Source organism: Silanimonas algicola, assembly GCF_054777375.1.
Window position 1 is genome coordinate 1,045,063 of the sequence record NZ_BAAHAS010000002.1, and the last position, 15,808, is coordinate 1,060,870.

Sequence of the window (15,808 nt, forward strand, 5' to 3'; positions counted from 1 at the left end):
GCGACGCCCATGGCGCGCCGCAGGACGAGCGGGCAGCCCGGTGCCTCTGTCCATGTCCGGCCGACTCATCCCGCCCGCGTCATCGGCAGCGGTGTGGCTCAGCCCGCGGCCAAGGCGTGGTCGATCGCGGCCACCACCGCCGCCACCTGCGCGTCCACGCACTGTTCCGGCGTGGCGCGCGGGCTGTCCGGATACACCTCGGTCGTGGTCGTGAACGGCGCATCGGTCAGGCCGGCACACAGGCCGAGGGTCTTGAACGGATACAGGATCACGCCGGGCGAGACCACGTCCGAGCCGATGATCCGGCCCGTCGCGTCGGACGGCGCGATGTGCGTGACCTTCGCCACCGCCTCGATCACGTGGCGCTGGAAATCCAGCTGCGGGTTCGGCGTGTCGCCCACGAGGTAGAAGCCGTCGGGGATCTCGCCGGGCTCGAACGGCTTGCCGTCCCGCGCGGCCAGCGCCGGGCGGAACTCGTTCTCGTCGGTGTCGGTGGTTTCGTGCAGGTCGATGTGCAGCCGGATGGTGCCCTGCAGCGGCGCGACCAGCGCCACCATGGCCGCCGACTCGGCGCAGGGGCTGCCCTCCCGGAAGTTGCGGTTGGGGTCGATCGCCTCCGCGTTCCAGCGCTGCACGCGCTCGTAGGCCCACGGGCTGATGCAAGGCGCCACCAGCAGGTTCGCGCGGCCGGCGTAGGCGCCGCCGTGGCGCTCGAGGAAGGCGAGCGCACCGTGCACGCCGCTGGTCTCGTAGCCGTGCACGCCGCCGGTGACCAGCCCCGTCGGCAACGCCGGGTCCCAGCCGCGGCTGCGTACGGCGAACAGCGGGAACGCCTCGCTTTCGGAGCGCACCCGCCCGTATTCGGCCACGTCGAACGCGGACCGGAGCGCGTCGATGCGCGGCAGCACGTCCTCCGCGTAGCGGCGCTGCACGCGCACGCGCGCGCGCCATGCGGCGCGTTCGGCGTCACCCCAAGGCTGGCCGGGCGTGCCGATGGGGTACGGGGCGATGGTCATGGCGGGGACTCCAGGTTCGGGGCGCTGGAGTCTAGCGACTCCCTTCCCGCCACGGCGCCTAGGTGACGATGCCGAAGTTGAACTTCTGCGCGCGCCCCTCGGCCGCCCTGGCGAAGGCGATCACGCCGCGCAGTTCGGCCACCACCTCGGGATGGGCGTTGCGCAGCCAACCGAAACGAACCTCGCGTTCGACCACGTGGGCGAGCAGTCCTTCCAGCATCGCGATGGCGTCGGCGAGGGGCAGCCACACGCCGTCGCGGGCCATCACCTCGTTGGTCGACGTCATGCCCTCGGGCAAGTCGAACTCGTCGAGGTTGAAGCGGACATCCGTCGTATCGCACAGCGCCAGGAAGGACGGCAGCCCGAGCTTCCGGGTCAGCGCGTCGAGGGCCTTGGCATGCGCGTACAGCGCGGCACGGTCCTCCGACTCGTCTTCGACGCGACCATCGACCCAAAGGTTCGCCCACAGAACGGTGCTCATCGTCGGACCTCGCGGGTGGTGTTGGTTGGACGCACCTTAGCAGCCGCCCACGCGAATCCGCGCCGCGCCTTCAATCCTCCGCTTCGGCGGCCTCGCGGCCCTGCTGGCGGATGATCGCCTCCTCGCGCGCGTCGTTGATGGCCTGCCGAACGCCGTCGAGGTCGACCTCCGATTCGTCTGGCGTCCATTCGCCGCTGAGCGGGCTGTCGGGCCGCAGCTCGCCGGCTTCGAACAGGGCCCACATCTCCTCGCCGTACCAGGTGTCGAGCAGCTCCGGCGCGAAGCGGCCGAGCGTGGCGGTGAGGTTGTTGACGTCGCGCAGCAGCATCGTCCGCGCGTTGTTGTTGCCGGCAGCGCTCACCACCTGCGGGAAATCGATCACCACCGGGCCCTCGGGGCCGACGAGGACGTTGTAAGCCGACAGGTCGCCGTGGATCAGGCCGCAGCAGAGCATCCGGACGACCTCGCGCACGAGGGCGGCGTGGTAGGCGCGGGCGGTGTCGGCATCGAGTTCCACCTCGCCGAGGCGCGGCGCGCTGAAGCCCTCGGCGTCCGTCACCAGCGCCATCACGAGCACGCCGTGGAAGAAACCGTAAGGCTCGGGCACGCGGACGCCGGCATCGCGCAGCTGGTAGAGCGCGTCCACCTCGGCGTTCTTCCAGGCTTCTTCCTGCTGCTTGCGGCCGAAGTTCGTCGCCTTGCCCATGGCGCGCGCCTCGCGGCTGCCGCGGCTCTTGCGGCCCTCCTGGTACTGCACGCGCTTCTGGAAGCTGCGTTGCGCCATGTCCTTGTAGACCTTGGCGCAGCGCACGTCGTCGCCACTGCGGACGACGTACACCGCCGCTTCCTTCCCGCTCTTCAGGGGGCGCAGCACCTCGTCGATGATGCCGTCGTCGATCAGCGCCTGGAGGGCGTCAGGGGTCCTCACGCCGCACCCGCCGCGGGCGCGAAGAACAAGACATGGATGAGCCGACCATTGGCCAGGTTGTCGCCGAATCCCGGCCCCGCGGTGTGCCAGAGCCAGGGGCGGAGCAGGACGAGCCGGTTGAAGCGCATCGGCACGGTCATCGTCTTCTCCCATGCCGACTCCTCGAGCCCGTCGCGCTCGATGATGTCGCGGTGCGCCTCGTCGAAGGACGCGTAGCCCAGCGCGGCGACCTCCTCCGCGGTCATCGGGCGTCGATCGGTGTTGGTGCGGCGATGCCGGAAGAAGTCGGTGCCGCCGCTGCAGTGCTCGGGCAGGCTCAGGTAGAGGATGCCCGACCAGTAGCCGGGGTCGACGTGCACCCGTCCGAGGCCGACGTCGGATGCCAGCGTGATCCGGCACTTCCCGTGGGAACCGAGCGGCTCCATCGGCTTGAGCCGCTCGCCGGTCAGCTGCGACACGTACTCGGAGAGCCCCGGGAGATCGATCCGCTCCAGCGAGTTCCGACCGGGAAAGGCGCCCTGCTGCGCCGGGTAGGTCAGGCGCAGGGCGCGCTCGCGGAAGGCCTCGGGGCGCTCGAGGAAATCGTCCACCACGATGAGGGAGGTCGGCATGGCCTTGGCAATCCTTTTCGATGGCTCGCGATGGGGACCGCGCGAGCCTGCAATGACTGCATTCTGTCAGCAATCGACCGTCCCGCTACACTGCGACCCCGACGCGCAACGATGACGATTCATGAGTGGTCCCACGCCGAACGATCCGATCCGACTGGCGCGCCGCGTTGTCGAGCTCACGGGCTGCACCCGGGCCGAAGCCGAGGCCTACATCCGCAACGGCTGGGTGAGCGTCGATGGCGCAAGGGTGGAGACACCGCAGCGGCGCGTCACCGACGAAGTCGTGGCGCTCGACCCGGAGGCGCGCAAGAAGCCCGTCGAGCCGGCCACCCTGCTCTTCCACAAACCGCCCGGTTTCGATGCCTTCAACGGCATCGGCAGCGCCGCCATGGGCATCGGGCCGGAAACGCGCTGGACCGACGACCCCCACGAGCAGCGCGTACTGCAGCGGCATTTCGAGCGCCTCGTACCGATGGTGCCGCTCGAGCCGGAGGCCAGCGGCCTGATCGTGCTGACGCAGGATGGCCGCATCGCCCGGCGCCTCACCGAGGACGCGGCCTTGATCGAACACGAACTCCTCGTGCAGGTCGAAGGCCGCATCGCGCCCTACGGGCTCCACAGGTTGGCGCACGGCCTGTCGTTCGAGGGTCGCGAGCTGCCGCCCTGCAAGGTGAGCTGGCAGAACGAGACGACGCTGCGCATCGCGATCAAGGGCGTGGTTCCCGGGCAGGTCCGCGCGATGTGCGCGCAGGTGGGCCTGGAGGTCACCGGGATCCGCCGCCAGCGCATCGGGCGCATCGCGCTCGGCAGGGGACCGGAGGGCGCCATGCCGCCCGGCCAGTGGCGTTACCTGCCCGTGGGCGAGCGGTTCTAGCACGCCCGGGCGGACGCCTCAGCCCCGCCAGTTCGCGTGGCGTTCCCAGAACGCCACGCTGCGCGCATAGGCCTCGCGGTCGATCGGCACGCCGCTGCCGCCTTCGTCCACGCCCAGCGCGTTGCGCATCATCGTGATCGGCGCCATCGGGATCTCGGCCGGCTCGCTCGTGTACATGCAGCCGACGACGCCCCAATCGGCCTCGATCGGCGTGCCCTCCTTCGCCATCTGCGCGCGGTCGTAGAGGATCACGACGAAGTAATCGGCCACCGGCGGCTCCACGCCTTCGAACCAGCGGTTCAGCACCGGCAGCTCGGCCTTGGTGCGCGCCTCGTAGGCCGAGCGCAGCCGATGCCGGTTGTCCTCGGTGATGGGCACCACGAGGCAGCGCGTGCTCGTCCAGTTGCGGTGCACGTGCAGCTTGCAGAACGGCGCGTAGCCGTCGAGGACGGCCAGCGGCGGCACCGTGTTGAGGTGCTCGACGAACTGCTCCGGGGTGATGTCCTGGATGGTGTTGCGGCGCGGCTCGCGGGGGAACAGGCGGGGTCGGGCGAATTCGGTGAGGACGATGGCCATGCACGGGGTCCCTCGGAGGTCGGCTGCGCATTCTGCCGCGGGTCGCCGGCGCCGTGGCCGGGGCCAACCGCACTTGCGGGCTTCACGCCGCTTCGGGCAAACAGGCGCTTCGCCTCATGACGGAACCCTCGCCGATGCGCCGTTCGTTCGTCGCCCTGCTCGCCCTCGCCGCCATCCTTCCCGCGGCGGCCACGCCCGGCTACTACCGCTTCCCCGCCGTGCACGCCGACACGGTGGTGTTCACGGCCGAAGGCGACCTGTGGTCGGCCCCGCTGGCGGGCGGTGAGGCGCGACGCCTCACCACGCATGCGGGCCAGGAAACGCATGCGGCGCTGTCGCCGGACGGCCGGAGCATCGCTTTCGTCGGCCAGTACGAGGGTCCCGGCGACGTCTACGTCATGCCATTGGACGGCGGCCTGCCGAAGCGCCTGAGCTTCGACGGCGGCCGCGTCGAGGTGCACGGCTGGTCGCCGAAAGGCGAGGTTGTCTACAGCAGCGAGGACCTCATCGGACCCGCGCTGCGCCGCGTGCTGCGCCTCGTCGATCCGGCCACCCTCGCCACCCGCGAACTGCCCCTGCACGACGCCCAGCAAGCCGCCTTCGACGATCGCGGGCGCGTGCTGTTCACGCGCTTCGGCGCGCACATCAACGGTGACAACGCGCGCGGCTACCGTGGCGGCGCGATGGGCCAGCTGTGGCTGTACGACCCGGCCACCGACGCCGAAGCCCGCCGCCTCGGCAGCGATGCCGACGGTGCCATGCACAGCCCGATGTGGCTGGGCGGGCGCTGGTACTTCCTCGGCAATGCCGACGGCCACGACACCCTGTGGTCGATGGACCCGGAGGGCGGCGACCGCCGCCAGCACGCGCGGCATGCCCCCTTCGACGTGCGCGCCGCGCGCAGCGACGGCACGCGCATCGTCTACCAGCGCGGTGCCGACCTCTGGGCCTACACCCCCGCCAGCAACGAGGACCGCGCCCTCGACATCACCCTCGTGTCCGACTTCGAACGCCGCCGCGAGCGATGGCTGGAGCGCCCGCTGCGTTTCCTCGAATCCGCGGCGCTGGCGCCGCAGGGCGACCGCTTCACCCTGACGGTGCGCGGACGCGTGGTCCTCGCCGGCCCCGGCCCGCGACGCCGCGTCGAGATCGCCATCCCGCCGCAACATCGCGCCCGCGGCGCGGTACTGTCGCCCGACGGTCGCTTCGTCTACGCCATCGCCGATGCCGACGGCCGCCCCGAGATCTGGCGCTTCGCCGCCGACGGCTCGAACGAGGCCCAGGTGCTGACGCGCGACGGCACGCACCACCGCTGGGCGCTGTCGGTGTCTCCGGACGGCCGGCAGCTCGCGCACACCGACAAGTCGGGCGCGCTGCACCTGCTCGACCTCGCCAGCGGCCGCAACACCACCATCGATCGCGCTCGCTGGGGCGGTGACGATCCGTACGGGCGCATCGCCTGGTCGCCGGACAGCCGCGCCCTGGTGTTCTCGCGCGCCGACACGCGCGCCGGGCGCGACCAGATCGTGCTCTACCGCCTCGGCGACGCGGCGCCCACCGTGCTCACCAGCGACCGCTACGTGTCCTACGCGCCGAGCTTTTCGGCGGACGGCCGTTGGCTGTATTTCCTCTCCGACCGCGCCTTCGTCGCGTCGCCCGGCGGCCCCTGGGGCGACCGCAACACCGGCCCCGGCTTCGACCGGCGCAGCAAGGTCTATGCACTGGCCCTGCAGCCCGGCCAGCGCTTCCCATTCGCCCTGCCCGATGAACTCGCCCCGGCGACGGCGTCCGCGACGCAGGGCAACGGCAAGAGCAACGACGATGCCGCGAGCGCTGCACCCATCGTCGTCGACGGCCTCGCGCAGCGCCTGTTCGAGGCCCCCGTGCCGGCGGGCAACTACAGCGAACTGCTGGTGGGCACCGACCGGCTCTACCTGCTCGACCGCGAGGGCGATCGCGGCGTGCTGAAGTCCCTCGGCATCGCCGCCCAGGGCAGCACGCTCGAGGTGCTGGCCGGCGACATCCGCAGCGTGCAGATCAGCGCCGACCGCAAGCGTCTCGGCTTCGTGCAGCGTCGCGGTGACGCCGACCCCATCCTCGTCACCATCGACGCCGGCCCGAAGTTGCCCCAGGACCTCACACCGAGCATCGTGCGCGTGGCCGACTGGCGACTGCCGATCGACCCGCCGCGCGAGTGGGCGCAGATGTTCGCCGACGCCTGGCGCATGCATCGCGATTTCAGCTTCGACGAGCGCATGCGAGGACTGGACTGGAACGCGGTGCGCGCGCAGTACGAACCGCTGCTCGCCCGGGTCACCGACCGCGCCGAGCTCGACGACCTGCTCGCGCAGATGATCGCCCCGCTGGGCATCCTGCATTCGCAGGTCCGCGGCAGCGAGCTGCCCGTCGATCCGGAAGCCGCCGCGCCGGCCCTGCTTGGCGCCGCACTCGAACAGACCGCCGACGGCCTGCGCATCGCCCGCATCTACCGCACCGATGCCGAGCTGCCCGCCGAGCGTTCGCCGCTGGCCCAACCCGGCGTCGATGCGCGCGAAGGCGATCGCCTCGTCGCCGTCAACGGCCGCGCCGTGCGCCACGCCGGTGAACTCGCCGCCGCCCTGCACCACCAGGCCGGCCAGCAGGTGCTGCTGACGCTGCAGCGCGAAGGCCGCGAGATCCGCACCGTCGTCGTGCCGGTCGACGCCATCCGCAACGCCACCCTGCGCTACTCGGACTGGGTGCAGGGCCGCATCGAGGCCGTCGAGCGCGCGGGCAAGGGCCGCATCGGCTACCTGCACCTGCGGGCGATGGGCCCGAACGACATCGCCAGCTTCGTGCGCGACTTCTACGCGAACGTCGATCGCGAAGGCCTCGTCATCGACGTGCGCCGCAACCGCGGCGGCAACATCGATTCGTGGATCATCGCCGCCCTGCTTCGCCGCACGTGGGCGTTCTGGCAGCCGCCAGGCCAGGCGCCGTACTGGAACATGCAGCAGAGCTTCCGCGGCCACCTCGTCGTCCTGACGGATGCCCTCACCTACTCCGACGGCGAGACCTTCGCCGCGGGCGTCAAGGCCTTGGGCCTCGGCCCGGTGGTGGGCACGCGCACCAGTGGCGCGGGCATCTGGCTGTCCGACCGCAATCGGCTCAGCGATGGCGGCTTCGCGCGCATCGCCGAGTTCGGCCAGTTCGGTGCCGACGGCCGCTGGCTGATCGAAGGCCGCGGCGTCAGCCCCGATGTCGAGGTCGACAACCTGCCGAGGGAGTCCTACGCCGGCCGCGACCGCCAACTCGAGACGGCACTCGCGATGTTGAAGGACGAACTCGCGGCCTCGCCGGTGGTGCAGCCGCCGGCGCAGCGCATCCCGTCGCCGGAGCAACCGGGGCAGGACGTCGCGCCACTGCCGCGCTGATCCGATGGCCGCGGCGTCAAGGCGCCGCGGCCGCGGGCGATCACTCCGTCGCCACGTCCGGTTTGGCCGTCGCTGGTTCGGCCTGGATCCGCTTCAGCACCGTGGTGGTGGCCAGCACCTCCACCTTGCCGCCCGCGGCCTCGAAGGCGGCGACGTGGGCGTCGATGTGCTCGCTGGTGAGCGTGCGCGACGATTCCGCCTTGCGCTGGAAGGGCGGTGCCGACGAGCTGGCGTGAGGGGTGAACGAGCGGGTCGTCATGGGGCCTCTCCTATCAGTTGGACGGGAATGCCGCGGCCATCGCCGCGACCGTAGTAGTCCTCACGGATGGCCTCGCAATACGGCCCCCCCATGTGGAATCGACGACACACCTCGGGGCGCGCGTCGTAGATCGAACAGTTCATGCGCGCGCCATCGATGGCCACGCACCAGCCGTCCTCGTCGCGGGCCATGACGGTCAGGCCTTCGTCGGTGAGCTCGGTGAGGTGCTCGGCGATGCCGTCGTCCGGGTCGACGATCACGGTAAGCCGGCAGCACACGGCATCGCAGTGCCGGCAGTCGGCCGCCTCGCCCGCGCGTTTCGCGTTCATGCCGCGCACCGCAGGCGCTCGAAGCGCAGCGTCGCGATGGGGCCGGTCGCGGCCGGGTCGCAAGGCCGCGGCCGCACCGCGGAGAAACCGAATGCCCGCAGGGCCTTGCCGAGCCGCGCCGCGTAGCCGCGCCCCGCGTCGGTGACGATCACTTCCGCCTCGTCCGCGGCGTAATCGGCGATCGCCTGCGCCACCGTCTCGGCCTGGCCACGTTCGTAGAGGACGTCGCCCGCGATGATGACGTCGAAACGGCCGAGGTCGGGACGGGCCCGCGCCCAGTCGAGGCGGCGGTAATGCACCGCGTCCATGCCGTTCAGGGCGGCGTTGTAGGCCAGGAAAGTCTCGGCCAGTGGGTGCACGTCGGTGGCCATCACTTCGGCGCCGCGTCGCTGCAGCACGAGGCTCGCCAGGCCGATGCCGCAGCCGAGCTCGAGCACGCGCTTGCCGGCCACGTCGAAAGCCTGCATGGCCTCGGCGAGGCATTGGCCCGCGGGCCAGAGCTGGCCGAACAGCGGCCACTGCGCGCAGGAGATCCCGGCCCGTTCGGCATCGCCGTCCGGGTCGGCGAACTGTTGGTGGTCGCTCAGGACGCGCAGGCGATAGGGTTCGCCGAGCACGTCGACGTCGATGAAACGGGCGGTGTAACCGGAGATACCGGGCTCCCGGAGGGGCGGCGCCCGCAAAGGCTGCAGAGGCGCGTGGAGGGAGCGGAACGAGCGGCCCGGGGGCCGTGCGAAGCGCGCGGAATTTCTGATGCCCGAGTGTACCCCCTTCCGGCCGGGCGGCCCTGAACGGCGGTCGCGCCCCCCGCCCCCACGATTGATCCGCCCGGGGCCAGCCTGTAGAACCGCAGCTTCCACCCGGCGAACCTCGAGCGCGGAGGGCAGGCATGCGAAGGCCATGGGCGAGCGGATGGGCGTGTTGCCTCGCCGGCCTGCTGGTCGTCATGCCCGCGAAGGCGGCCGATCCGCACATCGTTCGTCTCGCCTCGCTCGAATGGCCACCGCATGCCGGACCAGCGCTTCCGCAAGAAGGCACGACGATCGCCCGGGTCCGGAGCGCCTTCGCCTCGCAGGGCTATCGGCTTGAGGTCGAATTCCTGCCCTGGGCCCGCGCCTTGCGTGCCGCCGAAGCCGGGGACCATGGCGTCGTCGGCCTGCTCCCCGAGTACCAGAGCCACAAATCCGCGTCGCGCTGGTGGCTGAGCGCGCCCGTCGGCGAGAGTCCGCTCGGCTTCGTCGAGCGCAGCGACCAGCCGGTCAACTGGCGGCAGCTCGAGGATCTGATCGGCTTCCGCATCGGCGTGGTGCGCGGCTACATCAACGAGGCGCGCTTCGACGCGCTGGCGTCCCGCGGGGTCCTGACCGTGGAGGAAGCGCCCGACGATCTGGCGAACCTGCGCAAGGTCGCGTCCGGCCGGCTCGATCTCGCCGTGGTCGATGCCGCGGTGCTGGCGCATCTCGTTGCCACGCAACCGGCGCTGCGTGAGGCCAGGGTGCCGCTGCAGTTCAACGCGCGGATCCTCGGGACGAAGACCCTGCATGTCGCCTTCCGGCGCGATGACGAGGGGCGCCGCGCCTGGGCGGTGCTGCAGCGTGGACTCGGGCACGCCGACACCGCCGCACCGCCGCCCTAGTTCAGGCCAGGTGGCGCGTGAACCACCCGATCGTGCGTTCCCACGCCAAAGCCGCGGCGGCTTCGTCGTAACGTGGGGTCGAATCGTTGTGGAATCCGTGGTGGGTGCCCGCGTACACATGCGCCTCGTAGACCGTGCCCGCGGCCTTCAGCGCCGCCTCGCAGGCGGGCCAGGTCTCGTTGATCCTTGGATCGTTCTCGGCGAAGTGCAGCTGCAGTGGCGCCTTGATGCGCGGCACGTCCTCGGGCTGGGCCTGCCGCCCGTAGAACGGCACCGCCGCGGCCAGCGCCGGGTCGGCGACCGCCGCCGCGTTCGACACCCCGCCGCCGTAGCAGAAGCCGGTGATGCCGACCTTGCCATTGCTGAGCCCGCTCGTGCGCAAGTGGTCGATGGCGGCGAAGAAGTCGTTCATCAGCTTCACCGGGTCGACCTGCTGCTGCAGGCGACGCCCATCCTCGTCGTTGCCGGGATAGCCGCCCACCGAGCTCAGGCCGTCGGGCGCCAGCGCCACGAAACCGGCCTTGGCCACGCGACGGGCCACGTCCTCGATGTAGGGGTTCAAGCCGCGGTTCTCGTGCACCACCACGATGCCGGGCACCGGGCCTTCCACCCCGGCCGGCCGCACGAGGTAGGCGCGCACCTCGCCATGGCCCTCCGGCGAGGGGTAGCGCACGTACTCGGCGCGGATGCCGGGGTCGGTGAAGCTCACCTGCTGCGCCAGCGCGTAGTCGGGCGTGAGTGCCGACAGCAGGCCGGCGGCCGTCAGCCCGCCCACCGCGAAGCGCGCCGCGCGGTCGAGGAACTCGCGACGGCTCAAGCGGCCGTGCACGTAGCCGTCGTAAAGCTCGAGCAGCTCGGGATGGAAATGCTTGGCGGTGAGGCGGGTCATGCGGCGCTCCGGGGGTCGGCGGGACGCCCGAGCATCGGCGCGGCCGCCTTCGCGCGGGGTGAACGCCCGCGGCGAGACGCCCACCACTTTCTTGAAGGCCTTCGAGAACACGAAGGGATCGCCGTAGCCCACGGCATTCGCCACCGCGACGATCGACGCGCCCGGCCGCGCCGCACCTTGTGTCCTACCTCGCCCCGCGCGAGCGCCACTGCCCGATGAACGCAGCCTTCAAGCTCGGCGGGCTAGGCTGCGCCATCCTCCCTCCCCTGCTGGACTGCCCCATGGCCACCCTCACCCTCGAATCGATCCGCCACCGCGTCTCCGCCAACGCCTTCGACCCCACCCACGCGCTCTCGCGCACCGAGATCGAATCGCTGGTGGCGCACGCGCTCGAGGCGCCCTCCTCGTTCAACCTGCAGCACACGCGCTTCATCGCCGTGGTCGACGCCGCGCAGAAGGCCAAGCTCAAGGCGCTCAGCTGGAACCAGGCCAAGGTGAGCGATGCCGCGGTCACCTTCATCATCCTCGGTGACACGCAGGCGCACGAGAAGCTGCCCGACCTGATGGCCCGCGCCGTGCAGGCCGGCCACATCGACCAGGGCGTGGCCGACTGGTTCGTCAACGGCGCGGCCGGCTTCTATGGCGACTACAAGAACGAGCGCCTCGTTCGCGACGAGGTGATCCGCAGCGCCAGCTTCGCGGCCATGAACCTGATGCTCGCCGCCGACGCCATGGGGCTCGCCAGCGGCCCGATGATCGGCTTCGACAGCGCGGGCGTGCAGGCTGCCTTCCACATCCCGGAGCGCTACGTGCCGGTGTTGACGCTGGCCGTAGGCCGCGCTGCCGAGGGCAACTGGCCGCGCAAGCCGCGCCTCGCCGTGTCGGAAGTGCTGGCTTGGGACGAAGGCAAGGTGTTCTGACGCCCTCCGCCCGCGTGGTGCGCGAGTGCCGCTGGTCGTGGAAACAGCACACCGGCATCGACGAGACCACCACCGACGGGCAGGGGGCGTTCCGTTCCCCCGTGATCGCCGGCGGCTCAGAGCTTGCGGCGCAGACGCTTCTCGACCAGCCGGCGCTCCCAGCCCGGGCCGAAGAACGGCAGGTTGACGACTTCGAAGGCCAGCAGGCCCTGGATGACCACGCCCACGCCGAGCGCGCCGAGGATGATGTAGACGATGGTGGCCCGGTGCGAGTCGTGGAAGGCGAACAGGAACACCGGCGTGATGACGAGCCACGTGGCGAGGAACTCGTAGAACGCCTTCACGCGCTTGGCGTAGGCCATCGCCTCCTGCTCGTCGCGCCTGAGCTCGGGCACGGAATCGAGGGGCGCCTTGGCCCTCCGGGCCTCTTGCGGGGCTTCCTGGGTGTCGGCATCGGCGGGCGATGCGGGTCGATCGGTCGAGGGGGTCATGGTCGGCGGCTCCGGCTGGAAGGTGGAAAGGTCGACCTCGAAGACGGACGCCAGGGCCTTCGCGGTTTCGAGGCTGGGGGCCTGCCCCTGCTCGATCCGCTGGATGGTGCGCGTGGCCACCCCGACCAGTTCGGCCAACTGGGCCTGGGACCAACCGCGCTGCAGCCTGAGCTTCCTGACAATCATCGTTTCACCGTGCGCCTTCGAGGCGCCGCCAGAGTGGAGCGACGGCCCCACCCCGCCAACGACGCCGGGGCGACGCGGGGGCGACAGGGGCACGACGCGGGCCCGACAGTGTAGCGACGGCGGCCCGCGACGCCCCCGGCAGGGCGTTTTCCTACAGTAAGGTAGGACATCCCCGACCCCGCATCGCGGCGGATTCGGGCACAACAAGCCCCAGCCTCCCCCCCTTGGCGCGAAGGCGCATCGACCATGACCGAACGCACCGTCATCCTGCACGGCTGGAGCGACGAGGCCGGCAGCTTCCGCGCGTTGGCCGGGCTTCTCACCAGCGACGCGAACCTGCGGCCCGTCGTGATCGACCTGGCCGACTGGGCATCGATGGACGACCACGTCACCTACGCCGATCTGGCCGAAGCGATGCATCGCGCGTGGCGACATCACGGGCTGCCGACGGCCCCCCGGGCGACGAACCTGATCGTGCACAGCACGGGGGCGCTGGTCGCCCGGGAATGGATGACTCGCTTCTTCTCGAGCCAAAGCGTCCCGGTCAAGCGCCTGGTGATGCTCGCACCCGCCAACTTCGGCTCGTCGCTGGCGCACAAGGGCCGCTCGTTCATCGGCCGGGCGATCAAGGGCTGGGCCAATGGCTTCGAGACGGGAACGCAAATCCTGAAGGGCCTGGAGCTCGCCTCCCCCTACACGCGGGCGCTGGCCGACAAGGACCTCTTCGCCGAGGAGGCCTGGTACGGGGCCGGCAAGGTGCTGGCCACCGTCGTCATCGGCGACCACGGCTACGACGGCGTGCGGCAGATCGCCAACGAGGAGGGCTCGGACGGCACCGTCCGCATCAGCACGGCCAACCTCAACTGCGCGCGGCTGCGCGTGGCCCTCGACGAGAACCAGAGCCCGACCGGGGCGGTCGTCGTCGAGCCCTCGCGGGGCGAAATCGCCTTTGCCATCGCCCCGGGGCACAACCACAGCAGCATCTGCCTCGGCAAGGCGAAGAGCGAAGGCTCGAAGGAGGCGCTCGCGCGCCTGATCGTCCGCGCCCTCCAGGTTACCGACGCCGACTACGTCCCGGCCGGCGCGTCCTTCCCCTGGCAGGGCGCCTGCACGGCCTTGCTCGGCACGCCCCCGGGCGACCAGGCCTTCCAGAACACGGTCACCCACGTGCGCGACCACCTGGGCAACGCCGTCCACGACTACTTCATGGAGTTCTACCGCCGCTCCGGGAAGGACGACGCCTTCGAACGCGAGATCTACGACAAGGTCATCCGCGACGTGCATGCCTACGGCGATGACCCGAGCCGCCGATCGCTCCACCTCGACGTGATGGCGCTGGACACCCTCCGCCAGCAGAAGCGAATGGCCATCGACGCCCTGTTCATCAGCGTCACCGCCCATCCGATCTACCAGCGCATCAAGGGACGGTGGCCCAAGGTGGGCTACAAGCCCCTGCCCGAGAACGGCGCCGGCGGCATCCGGGTGCCCGGCGACCAGCTGGAGCGGTTCTTCGCCAAGCATCGGACGCTCTTCGTCGATCTCACGCTGCAACGCTCCATCGCCGACGACCTCTTCAAGCTGGAGCGCGTCGCCACCCCCTAGACACGGAGAGCCCCCATGCGCACATCGCAACACCGGACCTCACGGCGGCTGGCCCCCGCCCTAGAGATCGGGAAGGCGATCAAGTGACCCACCCCCTGAAAACAGGGCCGGCGATAAGTAGAGGATTCGGCAAGATGGGCCCCGTGCCTGATGGGGAATCAAGCCATGAAGAAGTCCCGCTTTACCGAAGAGCAGATCGCGTATGCGCTGAAGCAAGCCGAGCTCGGGATGGCCGTAGCTGACGTCTGTCGCAAGCTGGGGGTTTCTGAAGCGACCTTCTATAACGGGAAGAAGAAGTACGGAGGGCTCGGGCCATCGGAGTTGAAGCGACTGCGTCAGCTCGAAGACGAGAATCGAAAGCTGAAGCAGTTGGTCGCCGATCTGAGTTTGGACAAGGCCATGCTGCAAGAGGTGGTCACAAAAAAGCTCTGAAGGCCCCCCAGAAGCGCGCCTGGGTGGCTCGACTGCAAGATCGCTTCGGGATCAGTGAGCGGCGGGCGAGCAAGATCATGTCGATTTCGCGATCATCGCTCACCTATGTCGCCAAGGCACGAGATTGCAGTGCCCTGCGGATGCGAATCCGTGAGATTGCGGCGAGCCGGATTCACTACGGATGTGAGCGGGTGTTCGTCGTCCTTCGGCGAGAAGGGTGGCGCGATAATCACAAGCGCGTCCATCGTCTGTACAAGGCTGAAGGTCTGTCTCTGCGGCACTGTCGGGTCCGAAGAAGTCGCAGTGGCCGACGCCGGCAGCCAAGGAAGGAGGCATTCGCGGTCAACGATCTGTGGGGCATGGACTTCGTCAGCGACGCTCTCTTCGACGGGCGTCGCTTTCGTGCGCTGACGATCGTCGATCACTTCACGCACGAATGCCTCGGCATCGTCGTGGATCAGTCGCTGCGTGGCGAGCACGTAGCCGAGGCAATGACGCGCCTCGTTGCCGAGCGCGGGAAGCCGACGGCGATCAAGGTAGACAATGAAAGTGAGTTCGCTGGGAAAGTCATGGATCGATGGGCATATGAAAACGGCGTCGAGCTTGATTTTTCACGACGCGGAACGCCGACGGACAACGCGCTGGTCGAGAGCTTCAAGGGAAGGTTCCGGCAAGAGTGCTTGAACGAGCATTGGTTCTTGTCGCTGCACGATGCTCGGTGCAAGATCGACGAGTGGCGAACGTTCTATAACGAGGATCGTCCCCACTCTGCAATTGCGTGGAAGACACCTGCGGAATTCGCCCGAGAACACGGGGCCCAAGCGAACTCTTAGGAGCCGTAGGAGATCGAGTTATCTACTTGCAGCCGCACCTGCTTAAGGGGGTGGGTCAAAGTAACCCCGGACTCTAAACAGCTCCGCTACTGAAAGCGGGGGGACGTCGCTCCGGAACCGTCGCGACCGCCTTCGATGGCGTGGGCGATGCCTCGCGAGGCGTCGTTCTTAAGAACGCTTCTGTCCGGAGCGCTTCCGCTGGCATCCGTAACCTCCCCCGTCAAGCAGACAGTTCGAAAGTAGAGCTTCTGGCGTCGTGGTGATTTCGGAACTCGGCGGGCGTCATGCCGCCGAGGGCGTCGTGGGGGCGGTGCTCGTTGTAGTCGATCAGG

Annotated in this window: 16 protein-coding genes; 6 read left to right on the forward strand and 10 right to left on the reverse strand. The window is 69.8% G+C overall.

Going from position 1 to position 15,808, the window contains the following annotated elements:
• Positions 1-98 precede the first annotated feature (98 nt).
• The 4 genes from ACYVAK_RS10095 to ACYVAK_RS10110 form a co-directional block, all read right to left on the reverse strand.
• A complete protein-coding gene (locus ACYVAK_RS10095; protein ID WP_461060455.1) occupies positions 99-1,016 on the reverse strand; it encodes a M14 family metallopeptidase in 918 nt (305 codons plus the stop codon).
• A gap of 58 nt (positions 1,017-1,074) precedes the next feature.
• Positions 1,075-1,497 (reverse strand): hypothetical protein, encoded by a 423-nt coding sequence (locus ACYVAK_RS10100; RefSeq protein WP_461060457.1) that lies wholly within the window; start codon positions 1,495-1,497, stop codon positions 1,075-1,077.
• 70 nt (positions 1,498-1,567) lie between these two features.
• Positions 1,568-2,425 carry a PA4780 family RIO1-like protein kinase gene (locus ACYVAK_RS10105; protein ID WP_461060459.1) on the reverse strand — a complete coding sequence of 286 codons (858 nt, stop codon included), beginning with the start codon at positions 2,423-2,425 and terminating at the stop codon, positions 1,568-1,570.
• Positions 2,422-3,036 (reverse strand): DUF6445 family protein, encoded by a 615-nt coding sequence (locus ACYVAK_RS10110; protein ID WP_461060460.1) that lies wholly within the window; start codon positions 3,034-3,036, stop codon positions 2,422-2,424. Before ACYVAK_RS10110 ends, ACYVAK_RS10105 begins: the two co-directional genes overlap by 4 nt.
• Before the next feature lie 121 nt (positions 3,037-3,157).
• On the opposite strand from ACYVAK_RS10110, the gene ACYVAK_RS10115 reads away from it, so the two are divergent.
• On the forward strand, positions 3,158-3,910 hold the full coding sequence (locus ACYVAK_RS10115; RefSeq protein ID WP_461060462.1) for an rRNA pseudouridine synthase: 753 nt from the start codon (positions 3,158-3,160) through the stop codon (positions 3,908-3,910).
• 18 nt (positions 3,911-3,928) lie between these two features.
• Here ACYVAK_RS10115 and ACYVAK_RS10120 read toward each other — a convergent pair whose 3' ends face one another.
• Positions 3,929-4,486 (reverse strand): DUF3228 family protein, encoded by a 558-nt coding sequence (locus ACYVAK_RS10120; protein WP_461060464.1) that lies wholly within the window; start codon positions 4,484-4,486, stop codon positions 3,929-3,931.
• A gap of 134 nt (positions 4,487-4,620) precedes the next feature.
• Between ACYVAK_RS10120 and ACYVAK_RS10125 the strand changes: the two genes are divergently transcribed.
• Entirely contained in the window at positions 4,621-7,899 is a 3,279-nt protein-coding gene (locus tag ACYVAK_RS10125; RefSeq protein ID WP_461060466.1) for a S41 family peptidase, read from the forward strand.
• 40 nt (positions 7,900-7,939) lie between these two features.
• Here the strand turns inward: ACYVAK_RS10125 and ACYVAK_RS10130 are convergent, their stop codons facing one another.
• The 3 genes from ACYVAK_RS10130 to ACYVAK_RS10140 are packed head-to-tail and all read right to left on the reverse strand — an operon-like array spanning position 7,940 to position 9,170.
• Entirely contained in the window at positions 7,940-8,158 is a 219-nt protein-coding gene (locus tag ACYVAK_RS10130; protein ID WP_461060468.1) for a hypothetical protein, read from the reverse strand.
• A complete protein-coding gene (locus ACYVAK_RS10135; protein ID WP_461060470.1) occupies positions 8,155-8,487 on the reverse strand; it encodes a YkgJ family cysteine cluster protein in 333 nt (110 codons plus the stop codon). Before ACYVAK_RS10135 ends, ACYVAK_RS10130 begins: the two co-directional genes overlap by 4 nt.
• On the reverse strand, positions 8,484-9,170 hold the full coding sequence (locus ACYVAK_RS10140) for a class I SAM-dependent methyltransferase (protein WP_461060472.1): 687 nt from the start codon (positions 9,168-9,170) through the stop codon (positions 8,484-8,486). Before ACYVAK_RS10140 ends, ACYVAK_RS10135 begins: the two co-directional genes overlap by 4 nt.
• Positions 9,171-9,376: 206 nt before the next feature.
• On the opposite strand from ACYVAK_RS10140, the gene ACYVAK_RS10145 reads away from it, so the two are divergent.
• Positions 9,377-10,123, forward strand: coding sequence for a substrate-binding periplasmic protein (locus ACYVAK_RS10145; protein WP_461060474.1), 747 nt, complete (start codon positions 9,377-9,379; stop codon positions 10,121-10,123).
• 1 nt (position 10,124) lies between these two features.
• On the opposite strand, the gene yghX is transcribed toward ACYVAK_RS10145, so the two are convergent.
• Positions 10,125-11,156 carry a YghX family hydrolase gene (yghX, locus tag ACYVAK_RS10150; protein WP_461060477.1) on the reverse strand — a complete coding sequence of 344 codons (1,032 nt, stop codon included), beginning with the start codon at positions 11,154-11,156 and terminating at the stop codon, positions 10,125-10,127.
• Positions 11,157-11,293: 137 nt separating this feature from the next.
• On the opposite strand from yghX, the gene ACYVAK_RS10155 reads away from it, so the two are divergent.
• Complete coding sequence (locus tag ACYVAK_RS10155; protein ID WP_461060479.1) at positions 11,294-11,932, forward strand: nitroreductase family protein; 639 nt, start codon at positions 11,294-11,296, stop codon at positions 11,930-11,932.
• Positions 11,933-12,048: 116 nt separating this feature from the next.
• Here ACYVAK_RS10155 and ACYVAK_RS10160 read toward each other — a convergent pair whose 3' ends face one another.
• The gene (locus ACYVAK_RS10160) at positions 12,049-12,609 is read right to left on the reverse strand and encodes a helix-turn-helix domain-containing protein (protein WP_461060481.1); all 561 of its coding nucleotides are present in this window, start codon (positions 12,607-12,609) and stop codon (positions 12,049-12,051) included.
• A gap of 246 nt (positions 12,610-12,855) precedes the next feature.
• Here ACYVAK_RS10160 and ACYVAK_RS10165 point away from each other — a divergent pair, with 246 nt between their 5' ends.
• Positions 12,856-14,211 carry an esterase/lipase family protein gene (locus ACYVAK_RS10165; RefSeq protein ID WP_461060483.1) on the forward strand — a complete coding sequence of 452 codons (1,356 nt, stop codon included), beginning with the start codon at positions 12,856-12,858 and terminating at the stop codon, positions 14,209-14,211.
• Between the two features lie 165 nt (positions 14,212-14,376).
• Positions 14,377-15,476 (forward strand): IS3 family transposase gene (locus ACYVAK_RS10170; protein WP_461060485.1). Its coding sequence is split into 2 segments (ribosomal slippage): positions 14,377-14,629 and positions 14,629-15,476, totalling 1,101 coding nucleotides; the frame shifts between segments, so codons are not numbered across the junction.
• The last annotated feature ends 332 nt before the right edge of the window (positions 15,477-15,808 follow it).